Raw genomic sequence first — 22089 nt, forward strand, 5'->3', positions numbered from 1 at the left:
CGACTGGCTCCACTTCTACAATCACCACCGAGCCCACTCCGCCATCGGCGGTCGCCCACCGGTCACCCGACTGACCAACCTCCCCGGACATCACAGCTAGCCCGACCAGCTCCAGATAGTGCTCGGCGAGTTCGCGGCGCGCCTTGCGTCGTAAACCCTTGGCCTCCAGCCCGAATTCGATGTTGGACCGGGCCGTCCGCCATGGCAGCAGCGCGTACTGCTGGAAGACGACGCCGCGATCCAGGCCGGGGCCGGTGATCGGCTTGCCGTCCAGCAGGATCTCACCGGAGCTGGGCTTGCTCAGCCCGCCCAGCAGGTCCAGCAGCGTGGACTTGCCCGAACCACTCGGGCCGACCAGCACCAGGAATTCGCCCTCGCGCAGCTCCAGCGAGATGTCGTCGAGCGCGGTGAATCGCTCGTGCGAGCCGCGCACCGCGAACTGCTTGCTCACTCCGGTGAGCGACAGTTTCGTCGCCGTCGTGGTCATTTCGCGGCCACCACCTCTCCGGTCGGCCCGGCCTCCGGCTTGTACTTGCCGTTGGCGTAGGGGTTGAACTTGTTGGTGAACAGATCCGCTGCCTTCAACTTGCCGTTCGGCAGTTCGCCGTTGCGCACCAGCCAGTCGATCCAGATCTGCAGTTCCTTGTCCGCGACCACCGCACCCGGCACCGGGATTCCGGAGCTGAGCCAGTACGGCACCAAGTTGGTGTTCTCGTTGCGGCCGCGCTTGTTGATGATCTGGGTGAACCGCTCGCGCACCTGCTCGCGGGGCGTCACCTGGAGCCAGCGGATAGCGCGTGCGGTGCCCTGCACGAAGTCCTCCACCGCTTCGGGATTCTTGGCGATGTAGTCGTTGCGGAAGACATAGGTGCCGTAGTCGAACGTGCCGAAGATGGCTTTGTCGGTGTAGAGCGGGTGGATGCCGCCGCGCTGGAGGGCGGTGTCCCGGAAGACGCTACCCAAGGCCGCGACGTCGACCTGTCCCTTGCGCAGCGCCTCCTCGGTGTTGGCCGGCGGCACGACGATCAGTTGCACCTGCTTGATCTCGTCTTCGGTCAGGCCTTGCTGATGCAGCCACTCCCTGGTGATGAATTCGTGGTGCGCGCCGAGGGTATTGACCGCGACCTTCTTGCCGATCAGATCGCGCGGCGAGTTGATGCCGGAATCGTCACGCACGTAGTAACCGGTGAACGACTGCTCGTCCGCGCCATAGGAACTGAGCACGGAGGTGACCTTCGCGCCGCCCGCGATCAGCTTGACCACCGCGCCGTTGAACGCGCTGCCGAACTCGACTTGGTTCGTCGCCGCGGCCTGGATATTGGCGGGGCCACTGGTGGTGTCGCCCTCCCAATGCAGGCTGACCTTGCTGAAATAGCCTAGGTCGTCGGCCAATTCGAAGGCGCTCACCTGCCCGGTGGAGCCTTGGTAGCGCAGCACGGTCTTGCCGTCCGCGGTCTTGGCGGGTGCGGACTCGCCGCAGCCGGTGAGCACGGACAGCCCGGTGAGCACCGCTACGGCGGCGGAGAGAGCGCGGGCGACGCGCCGGGACGAGGTGGGGAAAGGCATTGTTGTTCTTTCGAAGACGAGAAGACGCCGTGCGATTCGACGCTCGGCGTCCGGAGACACCACAGCGGGAGCGATGCGGCGGTGGACGACCGTGCGGGATCCGGTCGGAAACGAGGGCCGCGTTGCCTCAGCGGCAACAGATTCCGTGCGGAACGCGCATGAAGTCGACCGCGCGACGGCGGATCAGGGCGGTGGCTGTCGACACTTCGAAACTTTCGTGAGCTGTACTGGTGCCTGCGTGCGCCGATGTTGTTTCGGCACTTGCCTGGCAAACACTGTCCCGGTTCCCAAGCGTGGGAGCAACAGTTCGACGCCGACTGCGTATAACCCTGTTTTACGGCGGCCGATGGACTACGAAGGGGTCAGGCTGACGCGCGGTAACGCATCGCCCGGTTCCGGTCGTCCCGGCGGTCGTCGCTTGCGCTGCGGACGAGTCGCGTCGCGGTTTCCCGGTGCGGAGGTCTCGTATGACGCGCGGACCCCGGTGTGGAGCGGCTTCGGTCACAACACCCTGTCGTAAGGTGATCATCGTCTACGAAGCGATGTAAGCTGCACGAGGACATTTTCGTGTCCGTGAGATGTTGATCCGAACGGTGCGGATATCCGAGTTCCGCGGCGGCGACGAGAGGGAGGTGGGGTAGCGATGCGCAGCGAACCTCCCAGTCGAAGGCCGCGCGGCGCCGCCCCTTCGCATTCCTAGTCAGGTCGCGACGGCAGGGGCCGGCGCCCGCGGTGTGAATTTCGAGCTCTCCGTTCACTCACGCATGTGCTGAGGTCCTCTCATGTCGCAGACCGACATCATCGAAGTACGTCCGACGCTGTCCGAATCCCTCCAGGACATCGTCGAAACCCGCCGCGTGGACGCCGCGCTGGACTGGCTCGGCAACCACCCGCCGCACGTCATCGCCGATCAACTCGCCCGGATGGATGCCGTGCGGGCCGGGATGGCGTTCCGCCTGCTCGACAAAGACCTGGCGCTGGCCGTCTTCGAGGAACTCGAGCCGGTGGACCAGCAGCAGATCCTGCAGGGGCTGCGCGATCAGAGCTTCCGCGACCTGGTCGAGGGCATGGCGCCCGACGACCGCGCCCGAATGCTGCGCGAGGCGCCCGCCAAGGTCGCCAAGAAGGCGCTGGCCGGGCTGAGCCCGCGCGAGCGGCGGATGACCGCGAGCCTGCTCGGCTACCCGGAGGGGTCCGCGGGGCAGTACATGACGCCGGAGGTGGTGGCGCTGCCGCGTGACCTCACGGTGGCCGAAGCGCTCGGCATGGTGCGGGCCAAGGGCGGCAACGCCGAGACGGTGTACACGCTGCCCGTCGTCGACGCGGGCAGGCGGCTGACCGGCATCGTCGAGCTGCGCGAACTGGTGCTCAGCAAGCCGGAGACGATGGTGTCGGAGCTGGTCGTCACCGAACCCGCCTTCGCGCGCGCCACCGACGCCGCGGAGAAGGCGGCCCGCTTGATGCGCGAGACCAACGACATCAACCTGCCGGTGGTGGACAGCGAGGACCGGCTGGTCGGCCTGCTGACCATCGATGACGCGGTCGAGGTGATCGAGGCTGCCGACAGCGAGGACGTCGCGTTGCAGGCGGGATCCGCGCCGTGGGAAGGCCACTACATGGCCGCCGGGGTGTTCCAGCTGGCACGCTACCGCGCGCTGTGGCTGCTGCTGTTGCTGTTCGCGGCGACCCTCACGGTGAGCGTGACGGACTTCTTCGAGGGCACCTTGCAGCAGGCGGCGCATCTGGCGCTGTTCATCCCGCTGCTGATCGGCGCGGGCGGCAACGCGGGCGCGCAGGCCGCCACCGCCTGCGTGCGCGCGGTGGCGGTCGGCGAGGTCCGGGTGTCGGATCTGTTCCGGGTGATCTGGCGGGAATGCCGTGTAGGTCTGGTGCTGGGATCACTGCTGGCGTCCGTCGGCCTGGCCATCGGGGCCTTGTTCGTCGGTCCGCGCATCGCACTGGTCGTCGGGATCACACTGGTCCTGATCTGCGGCTGGGCCGCCACCATCGGCGGCACCATGCCCCTGCTGGCCAAGAAACTGCGCATCGACCCCGCGGTCGTCTCCGCCCCGATGGTCACCACCCTGGTCGACGCCACCGGTCTGATCATCTACTTCACCACGGCCAAACTGGTCCTCGGTATCTGAGGGCGCGGTGTGCTCGACGATCGCCCTACGGAAAGAGCGTGAGTACTTGGCGCACAACATCTTCGAGGGCCGCGTCAGCCTTGCCGGTGAGCGAGATGGCGGGTAGGCGCGGCCCGAGCGAACCGCGGTTCTCCGATGCGAGCGGCGGTCCGACCGCGACGTTGTAGAACCGCAATTCGTCGGCGGCATCTCGGTAGACGGTGCGGTCGCCGACGGTGAAAGCCGGACTGCCCGCGGTGGCCAGCGACTCCGCGCTGTATTCGTACGCGAGGCGAATCTCGTCGCCGTGATACGAGAACGTACAGCTGGAGACCCGCTGTTGCGCGGGGTCCGCCGTGACGCCGAGCCGCGGCAGCACCGCGCAGGGGTCGGCGCCGGTCAGCACGGTGGTGATCGTTTCCGCCGCGCTGGCCTGACGTGGCTCCCGCTTCCATTCGGATACCGCCGTGGTGATCAGTGACTTGGCGATCGGGCACGGCTCGACCCCCAAGGGCGTGTCCACCCACAGGCCGATCGCGGCGAAGGAGGGGAAGCGTGCGGTGGCCGAACAGGAGCGCTGGACGAGTTGCCCGGCCTGTTCGGCGCTCAGTGTGTCCTTGTCCGCCAGCAAGGTGATGGTCACGTCGCCGAGTCGCTCGGTGGTACCCCGATCGTTCTTCACTTCCGGCGCCGGTCCCCCCATGGCCCAGCGGACGGATTTTCCCTTGTAGCGTTCCGAGCTGTCGAGTTCGGCCCTGCACGAGTTCAGCCCGTCGGTGCCGACGGTGCGCAATTGCCCGACTTCGGCCAGTTCGGCTCGAGGCAGCAACGCGCAGGTGTCCATCGCGCGCATGCGGCGCAGCACTTCCAGACGCTGGTCGTCGGTCTGCGGCACGGTCGACCAGAAGGATCCGTCACCGGTCTGCGGAGTCGCCGCCGGACCGTCGTCCTGACACGCGGCAGCGGTCAACAGCACCGCCGCGATCAGAGCCAGTCGTCGGTACATCGAGAACCCCCCTCTTCGGATCGAAATACAGTTGTGGCGCGGAGTCTTCGCCGCCGGGTCGGCGATCGGAGACAAGGCGAGGGCCCGGCATCGCTGCCGGGCCCCGTTGTCCCACACCATAACTGATGGTTCAGAACTCCCAGTCTTCGTCCTCGGTGTTGACGGCCTTGCCGATGACGTAACTCGAGCCGGAGCCGGAGAAGAAGTCGTGGTTCTCGTCGGCGTTGGGCGACAGCGCCGAGAGGATGGCCGGGTTCACCTCGGTTTCGTCCTTGGGGAACAGGCCCTCGTAGCCGAGGTTCATCAGCGCCTTGTTGGCGTTGTAGCGCAGGAACTTCTTCACATCCTCGGTGAGGCCGACCTCGTCGTAGAGATCCTGGGTGTAGTCGACCTCGTTGTCGTAGAGCTCGAACAGCAGCTCGAAGGTGTAGTTCTTGAGCTCGTCGCGCTCGGCCTGGGTGACCTGCTCCAGGCCCTTCTGGTACTTGTAGCCGATGTAGTAACCGTGGACCGCTTCGTCCCGGATGATCAGCCGGATCATGTCGGCGGTGTTGGTGAGCTTGGCCCGCGACGACCAGTGCATGGGCAGGTAGAAGCCGGAGTAGAACAGGAAGCTCTCCAGCAGCGTGGAGGCGACCTTGCGCTTGAGCGGATCGTCGCCCCGGTAGTACTCCAGCACGATCTCGGCCTTGCGCTGGAGGTTGCGGTTCTCCTCCGACCAGCGGAACGCCTCGTCGATCTCGCGCGTGGAGCACAGCGTGGAGAAGATCGAGCTGTAGCTCTTGGCGTGCACCGACTCCATGAACGCGATGTTGGTGAGCACCGCCTCTTCGTGCGGGGTGAGCGCGTCCGGGATCAGGCTCACCGCGCCGACCGTGCCCTGGATGGTGTCCAGCAAGGTCAGGCCGGTGAAGACCCGCATGGTCAGTTGCTTCTCGTCGGCGGTCAGGGTGTTCCACGACGGAATGTCGTTGGAGACCGGGACCTTCTCCGGCAGCCAGAAGTTGCCGGTCAGCCGGTCCCAGACCTCGGCGTCCTTTTCGTCGGGCACCCGATTCCAGTTGATGGCCGACACCCGATCGATCAGTTTCATCCTGCCTCCACGCCTTTCCCGAGCACCTGTCGTCACGGAATGTCTACCCTCGGGACACTACTCCTTGTGGCCGACATGTCCGCTCAGCACAACACCTTGTGTCGCCGCGGCAGGCGTCTACGTCGGGAAGAACGCTGTGACGCGCCGCGCGCGGCCCCCTATTGTGCGGCAAGCGGTGAGCCGCCGTGGCTCGGCCCCTGGCCCGTGGCGGTCGGGCACGGGGGCCGCCGGTCACCGCGGCGGGCGACCGCCGGGTGCGCTGCGCGGCTCAGCGCCTGCTGGCCCTGCGATAGCCGATGCTCGCGGGCACCGCGAACACGACGATCGCGCCGAGCGACCACACGGCGGTCAGGGTGAGCGGGCGGGCGAGCGGTCCCCCGTAGGCGAGCGCGCGCATGGCGTCGACTCCCACCGACATGGGCTGGTTGTGCACCACCGGCTGGATCCATTTCGGGAACGCGACCAGCGGCACGAAGCCGGTGCTGAAGAACATCATCAGTGAGGTGAGGATCGTGATGCTCTCCACCAGAGTCGATTTCGCGGTGAACACGGCGACCGAGGTGACGATGGTGGCGAATGCCACGCCGAAGAACGTCGGGAGGACCAGGAAGACGATCGTCGCCGCGACACCCTCGTGGAAGCGGAACCCGAGCACGAAGCCCACCAGCACGACGGAGACGGTGCACGCGAAGATGCGGCAGCCCTCGGCGAGCACCCGCGAGGCGAGTCCGGAGGCACGGTGGACGGGCAGCACCCAGAAGCGGGCCAGCAGGCCCGCGTCACGTTCGCGGCCGAGCAGGACACCTCCAGCGACCGCACCGGAGAGCGCGCCGACCAGAGCGACCAAGGGCACCGAGCCGTACAGCGCGCTCTCGCCGGTGAACTTCCGGATCTGCCCGCCGATGACGGTGTTCAGCATGATCAGCAGTAGGCACGGGATGATCAGCGTCTCCAACAGCGTGACCGGGTTGCGCGCCCAGCGCAGCAGCAGTCGATGGGTCTGGATCAGCGTGTGCCGCACCAGTGCCGACCCCGATATCTCCGAGCCGGTGAGCAACTCGTCCGAGTGTTCGGTCAACAGTGCCATCACGCCCTCCTCGAGCTCAGTCGCATCGACAGCAGGACGGAGGTGGCCAGATAGCCCAGCGCCCAGACCAACGGCGGACCCATCAGCGACCAGGTCACCTCACCCGCGTTCGGTCCCTTGTCCCCGGCCAACGCCCGCAAGGCGATGGCCCACTGCGACACCGGCTGATTGCGCACGAACGGCTGCACCCATTCCGGGAACTGATCGGCAGGCGCGATGCCGGTGGACAGCATGCCCAGGATCAGCGGCGGCAACACCAGCGCCTGTGCCGTCGCCTCCGGGTTGTGCGACAAGGTGCCGATCACATCCCCGCCCCAGATCAGCGCGATCCCGACGAGCACCGAGAACAACACGAAGCCGACTGTGTGGGCGGGGCTGAGGTAGAAGCGGAACCCGATGACGTATCCGCAGATCAATCCGCTGATCAAGGCGATGATCAGGCGGAAGACGCTGCCGGCCAGGCGCGCGGTGACCGGGACCAGCGGGCCGATCGGCATCGAGCCGAAACGCCGGTTCAGCCCGGCCACCGAATCGGTGGCGGCGCGGAAGGCCGCCGAGACCGCGGTGAACGCGGCGGCCTGCAGGATGACCAGCGGCATCATGTACTGCGCGTAGCTGCTGAATCCCGTGCCGATGACGGTCATGATGGTCTTCAGCGGGATGAAGAAGCTGGCGGTGAACGTCACGGGCGCGAGCACCGAGGTGAGCACCTCGCCGGTTCGCATCGACGGTGCGATCAACCGGGTGGTCAGCACCCACCACTGCTGCGGCCGCAGCGGCGTCGCACGGGTCTGGCTGAGCCAGGTCGCCGCCGCCGTCACGACGCGGCCTCCCGCCGTGCGATCTCTTCCGTCGTCGCCAGATGCCCGGTCAGCTGGAGGAATACGTCGTCGAGCGAGGGCCGACGCAGTGCGACGTCCACGAGATCGAAGCCCGCGCTGTCCAGCCTGCGCAGCGCCTCCAGCAGTGTCTTCGCCCCGTCCGGGGCCGGTATGGCGATCCGATCGGAATCGGGACCGAGCGCGTCCCGATTCTCCTGCGGCAACAGGTGGCCCAGCGCGGCGGCGATAGCGGGCAGGTCCCGCAGATTCAGTGGCACCACCTCGCAGTAGCTGCCGCCGGTGCGCGCCTTCAGCTCGTCGGCGGTGCCCTGGGCGATCACCACGCCGTGATCGATGACGATGATCCGGTCGCTGAGCGCGTCGGCCTCCTCCAGGTACTGGGTGGTGAGCAGGGTGGTGATGCCCGCCTTCTTGAAGCCGGCGACCAGATCCCACACCCCCTGCCTGCTGCGCGGATCCAGGCCGGTGGTCGGCTCGTCCAGGAACACCACGTCGGGCCGCACGACCAGACCGCAGGCGATGTCGATGCGCCTGCGCATGCCGCCGGAGTAGGTGCCGACCCGGCGGCCCGCCGCGCGTTCGAGGTCGAACTCGGCGAGCAGTTCGTCCGCGCGGGCGCGGGCGGTCCGCTTGCGCAGGCCCATCAGCCTGCCGAACATCACCAGGTTCTCGTAGCCGCTGAGCATGTCGTCCAGCGCGGCGTACTGGCCGGTCAGCATGATGCTGCGGCGGACAGCCGCGGGATCGGCCAGCACGTCGTACCCGGCGACCGTCGCCCGGCCGCGATCCGGCCGGACCAGTGTGGACAGCACGTTCACCATGGTGGTCTTGCCCGCGCCGTTCGGTCCCAGAATGCCGAGCACCTCGCCCGGCTCGGCCGCGAAGTCGACTCCGCGCAATGCCTTGACCGCGCCGAAGGATTTCTCGATCCCTTCGACTACGACTCCTTGGTCGGAATTCATCCTCGGCCTCCCAGATGTGCATCGAGCACGCGCGCGACGACCGGCAGCACGTGCGGCGCGGTCAGTTCGTCGTGGGTCGCCTCGATGTCGTGGTTGATGATCTCGCCGGTCACGTACGGCCCCCAGCCGTCCGGACCGAAGATGTCGGAGGTGTCGACGATCGCGCTGAAGTACACGATGTCGCCGTCGAACACCGGGCGGCGGTAACCGGTTCTGGTCCGCGCGGCGGCGTTGTAGGACGCGGCCATGCGCTCCAGCGTCGCGGCGTCGATCAGCGACACGCCGAGCCGTTCGCGGATCAGATCGGCCGCCTGCTGCGCGGTCGCGTCCGCGGGGACGTCGTGGATGCCGAACACCGCGCCGAAGGTGTTCACGAACGAGCCCGCGGTGAGCCGTTCGATACTGTCGCCGTCGATGTCGGCGGTGTCGGCGTCCAGCAGCGCGACCACGCCCACCTCGGCGCCTTCGGCCTTCAGCTTCGCCGCCGCCGCGTGGGCGATGAGACCGCCGAACGACCAGCCGAGCAGGTGGTACGGCCCCTCGGGTTGCAGGGTCCGGATCTCCCGCACGTACCGCTCGGCGAACTCGTCGATGGAGCGCGCGGGCGGTTCGTGGCCGCCGAGGTCGGGCGCTTGCAGCCCGTAGATCGGGCGGCCGGGTGCGAGCGCGTCGGCGAATCCCAGGTAGGTCCACGACATCCCGGACGACGGGTGGATGCAGAACAGCGCGGGTTGCTCGCCCCCGAGCCGGATCGGCAGCACCACGTCCAGCCCGAGGCCGCCCGCCGCGGGCACGGCCGGAGACGCCGTGGCCGCCGCTTCTTCCTCGGCGGCGGTCCGCGCCGCCGGGGTATGGGCGAACCGGGCCGCGGCGCTCAGGGCGTCGATCCACAGATCGGCCAGTTCGGCGACCTCGTCCTGGTCGAGCAGCGTGGACGGGAAGCCGAAGCTCGCCCGCAACCGGTCGCCGATCACGACCGCGTTCACGTCGATCGCCGATTGCAGCGGCACGCCGGGGTCTTCGGCGACGTGCACGTCGCCCAGTTCGTCGGTCGGCAGCCAGCCCAGGCCCTCGAGTCCGGCCGGGATGTCCCCGGTGGAGTAGCGGCCCAGGTAGTTGAAGCCGACCCGGCCCGGCAGCCGCCGCGGCAACTGGCGCGCGGTCTCGGCGTTGAGATAGCGCAGCAGGCCGAAGCCGATGCCTTTGTCGGGCACCGCGAGCAACTGGTGCTTCACGGCGCGGATCGCGGCGCCCAACGCGGGTCCACCGGCCAGCGCGTCGTCGATGTCGATCTGTGCCAGATCGAGGCGCACCGGGTAGATGCTGGTGAACCAGCCGACGGTGCGGGACAGATCGGCGCCGGGCACCACTTCTTCCTGACGGCCGTGACCTTCCAGGCGCAGCAGCGCCGACGGGTCACCGGCGCGCCAGCGCACCAGGGCCAGCGCCAAGGTGGCCAGCAGCGTGTCGTTGACGCTGCCCTGGAACAAGCCGGGCAGGGTGGTGAGCAGCGCGGTGGTGACCTCGGCGGACACCTCTCGCTCGACCATGCGCAGCGTGCCGGTCCGGTCGACGGCGGGATCGAGTTCCCGGCCCCCGATCAGCGGGTCGGGTCCGGCGAGCACGTCGTGCCAGTACGCCAATTCGGCGACCCGCTGTTCGGAGTGCGCCTCCTCGGTCAGCGCGTGGGCCCACCGGCGCATCGAGGTTCCGGTCTCCGCCAGCACCGGGGTGGCGCCCGCCGACACCTGGGCCCACGCGGCCACCAGGTCCGGGATCAGGATGCGCCAGGACACCCCGTCGATCACCAAGTGGTGCGCCAGCACGATCAACCGGCCCGATCGGGTGCGCGAGCCCGCGTCGCCGACCGGGTCGAGCCAGATGAATTGCAGCACCGTGCCGTTGGCCGGGTCGAGCCGGTCGGCGGCGGCGTCCAGCTCCGTCATGGCGAACTCGTGCAGTTCGATCGGGTCGACGGCGGTGAACTCGACGCGGTGCACCAGCGCGTCCACGTCGACCGATCCGGTGGAGCCGACCAGTATGCGCGGGCCGTCCGCGCCGTCGGTCACCAGCCGGGCGCGCAGCATGTCGTGCCGGTCCACCGCGGCGGCGAGCACGGTGACGATCTGGGACCGCTCGATGCCGACCGGTAGCTCCAGGACCGCCGTCTGGGCGAAGCGGTCGTGGTTTCCGCCGCGCTCCAGCATGTAGTGCGCGATCGGCGTGAGCGGCAGTTCGCCGACGCCGCCGCCGGGCAGCTCGTCCAACGTCACCGCGGCGCCCGCCGCGTCGACGGCCGCGGCCAGCGCCGCCACCGTGCGGTGCTCGAACACCTGCAGCGGGGTGCAGGTGATGCCCTGCTGCTTGGCGCGCGACACCAGCTGGATCGCCAGGATGCTGTCGCCGCCCAGCGCGAAGAAAGAGTCGTCGGCGCCCACCCGCGCCACCCCTAGCAACTCGCCGAAGATCGCGGCCAGCTGCTGTTCGGTCGGCGTTTCGGGCGCGCGGTACTCGGTGCGGTCGGCGCGGAACTCCGGCGCGGGCAGCGCCTTGCGGTCCAGCTTGCCGACCGCGTTGAGCGGGATCTCGTCCAGCACGACGAACGCCGAGGGCACCATATAGCCGGGCAGGATGTCGGCGGCGAAGGCGCGCACCTTCGCCACGTCCAGCTCGGAGCCGGGCGTGCGGACCAGGTAGGCGGCCAGCGCGGTGGCCCCGGTGGGGCCGGGTACGCCGAGCGTCACCGCGAAGTCCACGCCGTCGGCGCGGCCGAGCACCGCGTCGATCTCGCCCAGCTCGATCCGCTGTCCGCGCACTTTGACCTGGAAGTCGGTGCGGCCCAGGTACTCCAGTTCGGGTCCGGAGTCGCCGCGGATCCAGCGCACCAGATCGCCGGTGCGATACATCCGTTCACCCGCCGTGCCGAAGGGACCGGCGACGAAGCGGGCAGCGGTCAGACTCGGCCGCGCGTGGTACCCGCGCGCCAGCGACGGCCCGGCGAGATACAGCTCGCCCGCCACGCCGAACGGGACCGGGCGCAACCGGTCGTCGAGGACCAGCACCTGCGCGCCCTGCACCGGCGTGCCGATGGTTACCGGGGCGCCCACCGCCAGCGGCGCGGAACCTGTTGCCCAGATGGTCGATTCGGTGGGTCCGTACAGGTTGACCATGGTGCGTCCGGTGGCCCAGCGCTCGACCAGTTCCGCGCCGACCGCCTCGCCTGCCACCGCGAGCACCCGGACGCTGGTCACCTCCGCGGGGTCGAGGGTCGCCAGCGCGGATGGCGTGATCACCATGTGGCTGACCTGTTCGGTGTCGATCAGCTCCGCCAGCGCGCCGCCGCCGAACACCTCCGGCGGTGCCACGACCGACGCGCCGCCGGAACCGAACGCCATGATCGCCTCGAACACCGACGCGTCGAAGCTCGGTGACGCCACCTGCAGCACCCGGGATCGCTCGTCCAGGCCGAGTGAATCCCGTTGCGCCGCAACTAGATCGGCGATACCGCGATGGGATACCGAGACGCCCTTCGGTGTGCCGGTTGAGCCGGAGGTGTAGATCATCCACGCCGCGTTGTCCGGCCGGATGGGGCCCGGCAGCTCACGCTCGCCCAGCGGCCGGCTGCTCGCGGCGCTCCACCGCTCGACGAGCGCGAGGTCGTCGAGCACCAGCCAGTTCGTGCTGTCGGGCAGCATTGGCCGGAACGCGGCGAGGGTCAGACCGAGCGTCGCACCGGAGTCGGTGAGCATGTGATCGATGCGCTCGACCGGGTGCTTCGGATCGACCGGAAGGAACGCCGCGCCCGCTTTCGCCGCGGCCCACATGCCGATGAGCAGTTCCGGCGAACGCGGCAGCCCCAGCGCGACCACGGTTTCCGGGCCGCCGCCCGACTCGAGCAACACTCGGGCCAGGCGATCGGCGTGCGCGTCGATCTCGGCATAGGTGGTGGTCTGCCCGTCGGACACCAAGGCGATGCGGTCCGGGTACCGCCGCACGGTGTCGGCCAGCAGGTCCGGCAGGATCGTGGTCGCCGCCGCGGCGGGGCCACGCACGGGTACCAACGTCGCCCGTTCGGTGTCGTCGAGAATGTCGATATCGGCGATGCGTACCTCGGGCCGCGCCAGCACCGCCGCGAGCACGCGCCGCCACCGGGAGGCGAACGCGGCCACCGTCGCCTCGTCGAACAGATCCGTGGCGTAGGTCAGCACGGCCTCGATGCCCGCCGGACCGCCGGCGGCGAAGCGCTCGCGCAGATCCAAGGTCAGGTCGAACTGGGAGGCGTCGCGCTCGAAGTCCTCCACCTCGAACCGCAGGCCGGGCAGTTCCAGCACGGGTTCGACGAAGTTCTGCAGCGACAGCGAGACCTGGAACAGCGGGTGGTGCGCGGTCGAACGAGCCGGATCCAGCACCTGGACCAGCCGCTCGAACGGCACGTCCGCGTTGGCGAAGGCGTCCAGGTCCGTGGACCGGACGGTGTCCAGGAACGCGGCGAAGCCCGCGCCCGGATCGACCGGGGTGCGCAGTGCCAGGGTGTTGACGAACATGCCGACGAGCTGGTCAAGCGCTTCCTCGCCGCGTCCGGCGACCGGGGTGCCGATCAGCACGTCGTCGGTGGTGGCGAGGCGCGCGAGCAGCACCGCGAGCGCCGCGTGCACGACCATGAACGGGCTGACATGGTGCGCGGTGGCGAAATCCACCAGCGCTCGGTGCGTCTCGGCGTCGACGGTGAAGCCGAAGTCGGCGCTGTGCATGGTCTGCACCGCGGGGCGTGGCCGATCGGAGGGCAGTTCCAGCACGTCGGGCGCGCCGGCCAGGGTCGCGCGCCAGAACTCGATCTGCCGTGCCGCCAAAGAGTCCGGATTCGCCTCGTCGCCGAGCACCTCGCGATGCCACAGCGCGAAATCGGCGTACTGCACCGGCAGCGGGACACGGACGGCGTGCCCGCCCGCGGACCGTTCGGAGTAGGCGGCGACCAGGTCGGCGGCCAGCGGCGCCATCGACGCGCCGTCGGCGCTGATGTGGTGCACTACCAGCACGACGACGTGCACCGGCGGCGTGGCGGCGGCGACCTCGGCGGAACTCGCGGTGTAACTCGATGAGACCGGTGCGGTCGCGCTCACGGGCCCGGACGAGATCGGCGCTTCGCCGGTGGAAGGGGCCGACGACACCGGTCCCGCACTCGCGGAGGGCTCGACGTCGCCGTGGATCCGGAACAGGCCGACCCGCAGCGGCGGCTGGGTGGCGAGATCGAAGCCTGTTCCCGCCAATTCGGTGATCCGTTCCCGCAGTTCCGCGCCGTCCTCGGTGTCGCTCACCGGCATCGCGGGCACGGCCACGTCGGCGTCGACCACTACTTGACGCGGCCCTTCCGCGTCGGCGGGGTAGAGCGTGCGCAGGCTCTCGTGCCGGTCCACCACGTCGACGAGCGCCGCGCGCAGCGCCTGGACGTCCAGCTCTCCGGTGAGCCGCAGTGCCACCGCGATGTTGTAGGCGGCGGAAGCCGGATCCATCCGGTTGAGCACCCACATGCGCTGTTGCGCGGGAGACAGCGGAACCCGGTCCGGCCGGATGCGGGGCGCGAGGCCGAACCCGCCCGGCGCGGCGCCGGTGGCGGGCACCACCCGGGCCGACAGCTGGGCCACGGTCGGCGCGTCGAACAGATCACGCAGCGCGATCCGCGAGCCGAGCGCCGCGTTCACTCGCGCCACCACCTTGGTCGCGCTCAGCGAGTTGCCGCCGAGTTCGAAGAACGACTGGTCGACGCCGACGCGGTCCCGTTCGAGCACCTCGCCGAACACGGCGGCCACCGCCTCCTCGACGGGCCCGCGGGGCGCGAGGTAGGGCCGGTGGCTGTCGGAGAAGTCCGGCACCGGAAGGGCTTTGCGATCCAGCTTGCCGACCGGGGTGAGCGGGATAGTCTCCAGCACGACGAGGTAACCGGGCACCATGTAGCCGGGCAGTTCGGCGGCCACCTGCGCGCGCAGCCGCTCGACGTCGAGCCGCGCGCCTTCGACGGGCAGCACGTAGGAGACCAGCACGGTCGTCCCGGCGGGGCCGGTGCGCCCGATGGTCACCGCGTATTCGACCTCGTCGTCGCGGGAGAGCACCGCGTCGATCTCGCCCAGCTCGATCCGCAGGCCGCGGATCTTCACCTGGAAATCGCTGCGGCCCAGGTACTCCAGCTCGGGACCGGCGCCGTTGTCGACCCAGCGCACCATGTCGCCGGTGCGGTACATCCGCTCGCCGGGTTCGCCGAAGGGGTCGGCGACGAACCTGCTCGCGGTCATCTCGAACCGGTTGAAATAGCCGCGCGCGAGCGCGGGACCCGCGAGGTACAGCTCACCGGGCACTCCCATCGGCACGGGACGCAGCCAGGCGTCCAGCACCACGGTGTCCGCGCCGCGGATGGGGCCGCCGATCGTGATCGGCTCGCCGCTGACGAGTTCGCCCGGCCCGGTCGCCCAGATGCTGAACTCGGTGGGGCCGTACAGGTTCACCATCCGCCTGCCCGGCGCCCACCGCTCGATCAGCTCCGGCGTCGCCGCTTCGCCCGCGACCGCGAGGACGCGCAAGTGTTCCAGCCCGGCGGGTTCCATGGTGGCCAGCGCCGACGGCGTGATCACGGCGTGGGTGACGCGCTGGGTGCGCAGCAGCGTCTCCAATTCCGTCCCGCCGTAGACATCCGGCGGCGACACCACTAGCCTGCCACCCGCGCCGTGCGCGATGAGCAGTTCGAACACCGAGGCGTCGAAACTCGGCGAGGCCACTTGCAGCGCGCTGGTGGTGTGGTCGAGCGCGAGCGTCTCCCGTTGCGCGGTCACCAGATTCGCGATGCCGCGGTGGCTGAGCAGCACGGCCTTGGGCTTGCCGGTGGAGCCGGAGGTGTAGATCAGGTACGCCGTCTGATCGAGGTCGATCGGCCCGCCGCGCTCCTCGTCGGTGATCGGCGCTTCGGACACCGTCATCACCCGGCGGATGGTGTTCAGGTCGTCGAGCAGCAGCCAGTCGATCGTGCCGGGAAGCGTCTCGCCGGTCGCGGTGACCGTCACGCCGATCGGGGCCTTGGAGTCGGTGAGCATGTGCTCGATGCGTTCCACCGGGTAGTTCGGGTCCAGCGGAGCGAACGCCGCGCCGGTCTTGGCCAGCGCCCACACGGCGACCACCGACTCCAGCGAACGGGTGAGCGCCAGCACGACGAACACCTCCCGCCCGACGCCGCGGCGCAGCAGTACCCGGGCGAAGCGGTTGGACCAGGCGTCGAGTTCGGCGTAGGACATGGTGAGTTCGCCCGCGGTGATCGCGATCGCGTCCGGATCGATGCGCGCGCCCGCGGTGAGCAGCTCGGGCAGCGTGGCAGGCGGCACGGACTCCGGGCCGCGTACCGGCGCCAGCGCGGCGCGCTCGGCGTCGTCGCAGTATTGCAACTGGGAGACCAGCGCGTGCGGGTTGTCCGCGAGTTGGGTCAGCAGCCGGACGAAGCGATCCAGCAGTGGCCGGGCCTCCTCCGCCGGAAGCTGGTCGGCCATGTACTTCAGCGTGATCCGCAGCGTGTCCCGGCCGTCGTCGCCGCGCAGCGGGATCACCATGAGGTTGAGCGGGTACGGCGTCGCGTCGGTGCCCTCCACGTCGAGCACCCGCATGCCCGCGATGTCCAGCGCCTGCGACAGCGCTTCGCGGTCGATGGGATAGGACTCGAATACGGTCAGCGTGTCGAACAATTCGGCGAGGCCGACCGCCTGGTGGATGGCGGCCAATCCGACGTGCTGATGGTCCATCAGCCGCGCCTGCTCGGCCTGCACGCGCGCGAGCAGGTCGGCGACCTTTTCCGCCGGATCCAGCCGCACCCGCACCGGCAGCGTGTTGATGAACAGGCCGACCATCTCCTCGACCCCGGCCAGCTCCGGCGGCCGTCCCGAGACCGTGCCGCCGAACACCACGTCGGTGCGTCCGGTGAGCATGGCCAGCAGCATCGCCCACGCGGCCTGCACCAGGGTGTTCACCGTCGCGCCCGCTTCCCGGCCCGCGGCCTCCAGCCCGGCGACGGTGTCGCGGGTCAGGTCGACGGAGGTCATGCCGGTTTCGGTCGATTCGATCCCGGCGAGGGTGGGCACCGCGCGGGTCGGGGTGTCGATACCGGCCAGCGACTCGGTCCATGCGGCGAGGGATTCCGCGTCGTCGTTGGTCTCCAGCCAGGTAAGGAACTCACGATAGGAATGCGCGGGCGGCAGGGCCGCGGCGTCACCGTCGGTGACGTAAAGGGTGAGCAGTTCGCGTACCAGCAGCGGGGTCGACCAGCCGTCCAGCACCAGGTGGTGGTTGGTCAGCACGAAACGGTAGGTGTCCGGGGCGATCCGGATGAGCGTGCAGCGCAGCAGCGGGGGCCGGGTGAGCTCGAACCGGGTGCGGGCGTCCACCGCGATCAACCGGTCGACTTCCCCGGCGCGCTCGGCCTCGTCGGCGATGCCGGTGAGATCCGCTTCCCGCCAGTCGATCTCGGCGTCGGCCAGGACGAGCTGGCGCGGACCGTCCTCGGTCTCGACGAAGGCGACGCGCAGGTTCTCGTGGCGGGTCACCAAAGCCTGTGCGGCACGACGCAACCGGGCCGCGTCGACGGTGCCTGCCAAGGTGAGCAGCGACTGCACCGTGTAGCCGTCGGCGGTGTCGGAATCGTAGAGCGCGTGGAAGAGCAGGCCGTACTGCAGTGGCGAGAGCGGCCACACGTCGGCGAGGTTCGGGTAGGCGCGCTCCCAGTCGTCGATCTGCGCCTGTGTGACGGTGACCAGATCGAAGTCCGACGGTGTGCGTCCGCCCGCGCTCGCGGACGCGACGTGCCGAGCCAGCGCGCCGAGCGCCTGCTCCCACAGCGCGGCGAGTTCGCCGAGATCAGCCTCCTCGAAAAGCCGTCCCGCGTAGGCCCAGGTCACCTCGAGTCCGGCATCGGTGAGCACGGCGTTGATGTCGACCGCGGCGGCCAGCGGCGCGCGGTCGTCCTGGGTCGCGGCGAACCGGCGCGGCAGCCACGGTTCCGCTTCGCCGCCGGTGGACGCCCGCCCGAGGTAGTTGAAGCTGATCTGCGGGGTGGGCGCGTCCGCGAGCGCCGCCGCGGTGCTCGGGACCAGGTAGCGGAGCATCCCGAATCCGATGCCTTTGTCCGGCAGCGCGCGCAGCTGTTCCTTGGTCGCCTTGATCGCGGCGCCTGCCGCGGCCCCGCCCGCGAACGCGTCCGCCACGTCGATGCCGGTCAGATCGACCGCGACGGGGTAGACGCTGGTGAACCAGCCCACCGTGCGCGCCACGTCGGCGCCCGGCAGGACGGTTTCCGCGCGGCCGTGGCCCTCCAGCGTGAACAGCGTGGAGCTGCGCTCGCGCCACCGTGCCACCGCCAGCGCGAGGGCTGCCAGCAGCACGTCGTCGGCCCCGCAGTGGAAACGATCCGGCGCGGTGGTGAGCACGGACTGCGCGATGTCCGGCGGTACGACGGTCGCCAGGTGCGCCATGGAGCCCACCACATCGACGGCCGGGTCCATCGGCGCCGAGCCGAGCGCGGGGTCGGGTGTCGCCAGGACGCGTTGCCACAACGGCAGTTCGCCGGTGCGCGAGGCCGCGTGCTCGCGCTGGCCGTGCGCCCAGCGCCGGAACGAGGTGCCGACCGGAGCGAGCTCGGCGCCCAGCGCGGCGGTGGCGAGGTCCGGCAGCAGGATCCGCCAGGAAACGCCGTCGGTGACGAGGTGGTGCAGCACAAGCCACAGCAGCGGCGCGGCGTCGGCACGCTCGATCCACACGAATCGCGCGACCACGCCGGCCTCCGGGTCGAGCAGGTCGGCGGCGCGCTGCAACGCACGCTCGCAGGTCGCGTCGAGATCAGCGTCCGCGGGCACGACTTCCAGCAGGGCGCCCGCGTTCACCGCACCGGGCTCGGCGACCACCCAGTTCCAGCCGTCGCCGGTGCGGCGCAGCGTCGAACGCAGCAGGTCGTGCCGGTCGAACAGCGCTGCGAGCGCGGCGACGAGATCCGTGCGTTCCATGCCCGACGGCAACTCGATCAGCACCGCTTGGGCGAACCGCCGCCAGGTGTCACCGGTCTCGAGCATCGCGCGCACGATCGGCGTCAGCTCAACGTCGCCGACTCCGCCGCCGGGCAGCTCGTGCACCACTCCGGTCGGCACATCGGTGGCCACCGCGGCCAGCGCGGCGACGGTCTTGCGCTCGAAGACATCCCGTGCGCCGAACCCGAGCCCGGCCGCCTTCGCCCGCGACACCAGCTGGATCGAGACGATGCTGTCGCCGCCGAGCGCGAAGAAACTCTCGTCCACTCCCACCGATTCCAGACCGAGCACCTCCGCGAACAGCGCGGCGAGCGTCTCCTCGCGCGGTGTGGACGGCGGCCTGCTCGCGGTGGTGCGCGCGCCGAATTCCGGTGCGGGCAGCGCCTTGCGGTCCACCTTGCCGAGCGGCGTGAGTGGAAGACGGTCGAGCACCATGATCACGGCGGGCACCATGTAGGCCGGAAGCGACTCTCCTACCGCGGCTTTCAGCGCCTCGGGGTGGATCTGCGCACCCGGCTCCGGCAGCACGTACGACACGAGCGCGGTGGCGCCCGAACCGGTTTCGACACCGAGGGTGAGTGCGAAGTCGACGTCGGGCTGCCGCTGCAAGGCGGCATCGATCTCGCCGAGCTCGATGCGGAAGCCGCGCACCTTCACCTGGAAGTCGCTGCGTCCCTGGTACTCCAGTTCGACGCGGCCGTCGTTGTGCACCCAGCGCACGAGATCGCCGGTGCGGTACATCCGCTCGCCCGTGCCGTACGGGTCGGCGACGAAACGGTCGGCGGTCAGCCCGTTGCGCCGGTGGTAACCGCGCGCGACGCCGGGACCGGCGAGGTAGAGCTCGCCGACGGTGCCCGGCGGCAGCGGACGCAGCCACGGATCGAGGACCACCGCCGACACGTCGCGGGCCAGACTGCCGATGGTGACCGGACCGTCCGGCGTCAGCGGGGCGCTGAGGGTGACGGTGATGGTGGTCTCGGTGGGCCCATAGCCGTTCAACAGGGTCCGGCCCGCCCATTTGGTCACCAGCTCGGGCGGGCAGGCGTCGCCGCCCACGATCACGGTGCGCAGCTCGGGCAGGCTCGCCGGGTCCAGCGAACCCACGACGGCCGGGGTCACGTTGAGGTGGGTGACGCGGTGGGCGCGCAGTACCTGGGCCAGCTCCTCGCCCGCGTACGCCGACGGCGGCACCACGGCCAGCGTCGCGCCCGTGGCCAGGGTGACCAGGATCTCCTCGACCGAGATGTCGAAACTCGGCGACACGGCGTGGGCGACGACGGACTCGGCGTCGATGCAGAATCCGGCGCCGGAGCTCGCCACCAGGTTGGCCAGCCCTCGGTGCGGGACGAGCACGCCTTTCGGGAGCCCGGTGGAACCGGAGGTGTAGATGATGTACGCGGCCTGGTCAGGGTGCGTCGCCGCGGTGCGGTCGGCGTCGGTCAGCGGCGCGGCATCCTGCTCGGCCATCGCCCGTTCGGTGCCCTCGTCGTCGAGCGACAGCCAGGACACCCGGCGCGGCAACGACTTTCGCGCGGCCGCCGTCGTGATGCCCGCGACGACGCCGCTGTCGCCGACCATGTGCTCGATCCGGTCGGCGGGGTAGGTCGGGTCGATCGGCACGAACGCCGCGCCGGTCTTGGCCACCGCGATCGTCGCCAGCACCGACCCGATGGACCGCGGGATGGAGATCGCCACGGTGCGCTCGGGCCCGGCGCCCGCGGCGATCAGCACCCGGGCCAGCCGGTTGGTGTAGTCGTCGACCTGACGGTAGGTCAGCGCGGTCTCGCCCTCCACCAGCGCGGTCGCCAGCGGATCGCGGGCCGCGCCTTCGGCGAGGAGGGCGGGCAGCGTCCGCGCCGCGACGCCAGCGGGTCCCCGGGCGGGCGCGAAGCCGGTGCGCTCGTCGTCCGACAGCACCGGCACACTCGCCAGCGGCGCGTCCGGCCCGGCGGCCAGGAAACGGTGCAGGAACGACAGGAAGCGGCGATGCTGGCCGGTCAGCTCGGCCTCGGTGTAGAGGTTGCCGTTGGCCTGGAAGTCGATGTGCGTGCTCTCGCCGCCGACGCCCGGATACAGGTTGACGAACAGGTCGTCGATCAACCCGGAGGTCAGCACGTGCAGCCGCCCGGTCACCGGGCCGAGCTGGATTCTGGTGTCGACCATCATCAGGTTCACCGACGGGCCGAACGACCCGGCTTCGTCCATCGGCCAGCCCAGATCGCGGAAGATGTCCTCCTGCCGGTAGCGCTGGCGCCGCAGCGCCCCGGTCAGCTCGCCCTGGGCCGCCCGGATCACCTCGCCGACGGTCGTGGCGGGCGTCAGCCGCAGCCGCAGCGGGACCACGTTGGCGATCATGCCGCCGGAACGCCGCAGCGTCGCGGTGGTGCGCGCGGACACCGGCAGGCTCAGCACGACTTCGGGCGCGCCGGTCATCGCGGACAGATACGCGCCGAAGGCGGCGACCACGGTCGGCGCGACACCGGAGGACACCTGCTCGGCGACGGCGTCCAGCAGGGTGCCGGTGTCGGCGGGCAGCGCGCCGGTGACCCGCCGCGGATGCCCGTCCACGCCCGCGGTGCGGCCGGCCAGGCTCACCGGATCGGCCATGCCGTCCAGATGCGCCTGCCAGTGCTCCCGGTCCGCGCCGAACCGCTCGGAACTGCGGTAGGCCAGATCGGCCTCGACGATCTTGCGCAGGTCCTCGGCCTTCGCGGGCGACGCTTCGCGGCCCTCGACGGCGGCGTTGTACAGCTCTCCGGTGCGCTGCACCATGGTCAGCGCGCCCATGCCGTCGAGCACGATGTGGTGGATGCGCGAGTACCAGAACCAGCGGTCCGCGCCGACGCGCAGCATGGCGATGCGCACCAGCCGGTCGCGGGTCAGCTCCAGCGGGGCCTCGTACTCCGCGCGCATCCACGCGTGCGCGGCCGCCTCGGGATCGGGTTCGGAACGGAAGTCCAGCGTTTCCAGACTGTCGTCGAGCGTGGGGTCGACGAATTGGAACGGGTGTCCCTCCACCTCGACCAGGCGCAGGTAGCCGGTGCCGAACTCGCGCCCGGCCTGCCGCGCCGACCGCGCGAGCAGGTCGAGGTCGATCGGACCGTTCAGTTCGACGTACTGGGCGATCGAGATCGGAGTATCACCGGCGACGTGCTGGGCGAACCAGATGCCGCGCTGTGCCGCCGATAGGGCGAAAGCCCCATCGGGAAGAACTGTGTCGGAATCTTTCGCCGAAAGGGAAGGCTGTTGCATGACGTGTCCTACGTTCTGACCGCGATCCGGCCGATCGGCAGTGACCGCCCGTAGCCACCGCGGTAGCGGTAGTACCTGCCGCCGCACAGCACGCGGCAACTCAATTCTG

General features: G+C 69.9%; 8 protein-coding genes and 1 pseudogene. 1 reads left to right on the plus strand and 8 read right to left on the minus strand.

The window, feature by feature from the left end; translation table 11 throughout:
• Positions 1 to 97: 97 nt before the first annotated feature.
• Positions 98 to 487: pseudogene (locus ACIHAX_RS02170) on the minus strand (ABC transporter ATP-binding protein); the annotation flags it as partial.
• A complete protein-coding gene (locus tag ACIHAX_RS02175; RefSeq protein ID WP_355078749.1) occupies positions 484 to 1566 on the minus strand; it encodes an ABC transporter substrate-binding protein in 1083 nt (360 codons plus the stop codon). The gene ACIHAX_RS02175 and the pseudogene ACIHAX_RS02170, both read right to left, overlap by 4 nt.
• A gap of 782 nt (positions 1567 to 2348) precedes the next feature.
• On the opposite strand from ACIHAX_RS02175, the gene mgtE reads away from it, so the two are divergent.
• Positions 2349 to 3713 carry a magnesium transporter gene (gene mgtE, locus ACIHAX_RS02180; protein WP_355078750.1) on the plus strand — a complete coding sequence of 455 codons (1365 nt, stop codon included), beginning with the start codon at positions 2349 to 2351 and terminating at the stop codon, positions 3711 to 3713.
• A 25-nt stretch (positions 3714 to 3738) separates the two neighbouring features.
• On the opposite strand, the gene ACIHAX_RS02185 is transcribed toward mgtE, so the two are convergent.
• The 6 genes from ACIHAX_RS02185 to ACIHAX_RS02210 all read right to left on the minus strand — a co-directional run bounded on the left by ACIHAX_RS02185 (position 3739) and on the right by ACIHAX_RS02210 (position 21980).
• Positions 3739 to 4698 carry a hypothetical protein gene (locus tag ACIHAX_RS02185; RefSeq protein ID WP_397275355.1) on the minus strand — a complete coding sequence of 320 codons (960 nt, stop codon included), beginning with the start codon at positions 4696 to 4698 and terminating at the stop codon, positions 3739 to 3741.
• Positions 4699 to 4828: 130 nt separating this feature from the next.
• Positions 4829 to 5791: a class 1b ribonucleoside-diphosphate reductase subunit beta gene (gene nrdF / locus ACIHAX_RS02190; protein WP_355078753.1), complete on the minus strand. Its 963-nt coding sequence runs from the start codon at positions 5789 to 5791 to the stop codon at positions 4829 to 4831.
• Positions 5792 to 6059: 268 nt separating this feature from the next.
• Positions 6060 to 6878 (minus strand): ABC transporter permease, encoded by an 819-nt coding sequence (locus tag ACIHAX_RS02195; protein ID WP_355078754.1) that lies wholly within the window; start codon positions 6876 to 6878, stop codon positions 6060 to 6062.
• On the minus strand, positions 6878 to 7699 hold the full coding sequence (locus ACIHAX_RS02200) for an ABC transporter permease (protein WP_355078755.1): 822 nt from the start codon (positions 7697 to 7699) through the stop codon (positions 6878 to 6880). Before ACIHAX_RS02200 ends, ACIHAX_RS02195 begins: the two co-directional genes overlap by 1 nt.
• On the minus strand, positions 7696 to 8682 hold the full coding sequence (locus ACIHAX_RS02205) for an ATP-binding cassette domain-containing protein (RefSeq protein WP_355078756.1): 987 nt from the start codon (positions 8680 to 8682) through the stop codon (positions 7696 to 7698). The genes ACIHAX_RS02200 and ACIHAX_RS02205 overlap by 4 nt, the downstream gene beginning before the upstream one ends.
• Positions 8679 to 21980: an amino acid adenylation domain-containing protein gene (locus ACIHAX_RS02210; protein WP_397275359.1), complete on the minus strand. Its 13302-nt coding sequence runs from the start codon at positions 21978 to 21980 to the stop codon at positions 8679 to 8681. The genes ACIHAX_RS02205 and ACIHAX_RS02210 overlap by 4 nt, the downstream gene beginning before the upstream one ends.
• Positions 21981 to 22089: the final 109 nt, after the last annotated feature.

Origin of the sequence: Nocardia sp. NPDC051929 (assembly GCF_044548645.1) — a bacterium.
Lineage (GTDB): Bacteria > Actinomycetota > Actinomycetes > Mycobacteriales > Mycobacteriaceae > Nocardia > Nocardia sichangensis.

What these genes read in the sequence shown, in the direction of transcription:
- ACIHAX_RS02175 (WP_355078749.1), bottom strand. Translation starts at nt 1,566, where the DNA reads ATGCCTTTCCCCACCTCGTCCCGGCGCGTCGCCCGCGCTCTCTCCGCC.
- mgtE (WP_355078750.1), top strand. Translation starts at nt 2,349, where the DNA reads ATGTCGCAGACCGACATCATCGAAGTACGTCCGACGCTGTCCGAATCC.
- ACIHAX_RS02185 (WP_397275355.1), bottom strand. Translation starts at nt 4,698, where the DNA reads ATGTACCGACGACTGGCTCTGATCGCGGCGGTGCTGTTGACCGCTGCC.
- nrdF (WP_355078753.1), bottom strand. Translation starts at nt 5,791, where the DNA reads ATGAAACTGATCGATCGGGTGTCGGCCATCAACTGGAATCGGGTGCCC.
- ACIHAX_RS02195 (WP_355078754.1), bottom strand. Translation starts at nt 6,878, where the DNA reads ATGGCACTGTTGACCGAACACTCGGACGAGTTGCTCACCGGCTCGGAG.
- ACIHAX_RS02205 (WP_355078756.1), bottom strand. Translation starts at nt 8,682, where the DNA reads ATGAATTCCGACCAAGGAGTCGTAGTCGAAGGGATCGAGAAATCCTTC.
- ACIHAX_RS02210 (WP_397275359.1), bottom strand. Translation starts at nt 21,980, where the DNA reads ATGCAACAGCCTTCCCTTTCGGCGAAAGATTCCGACACAGTTCTTCCC.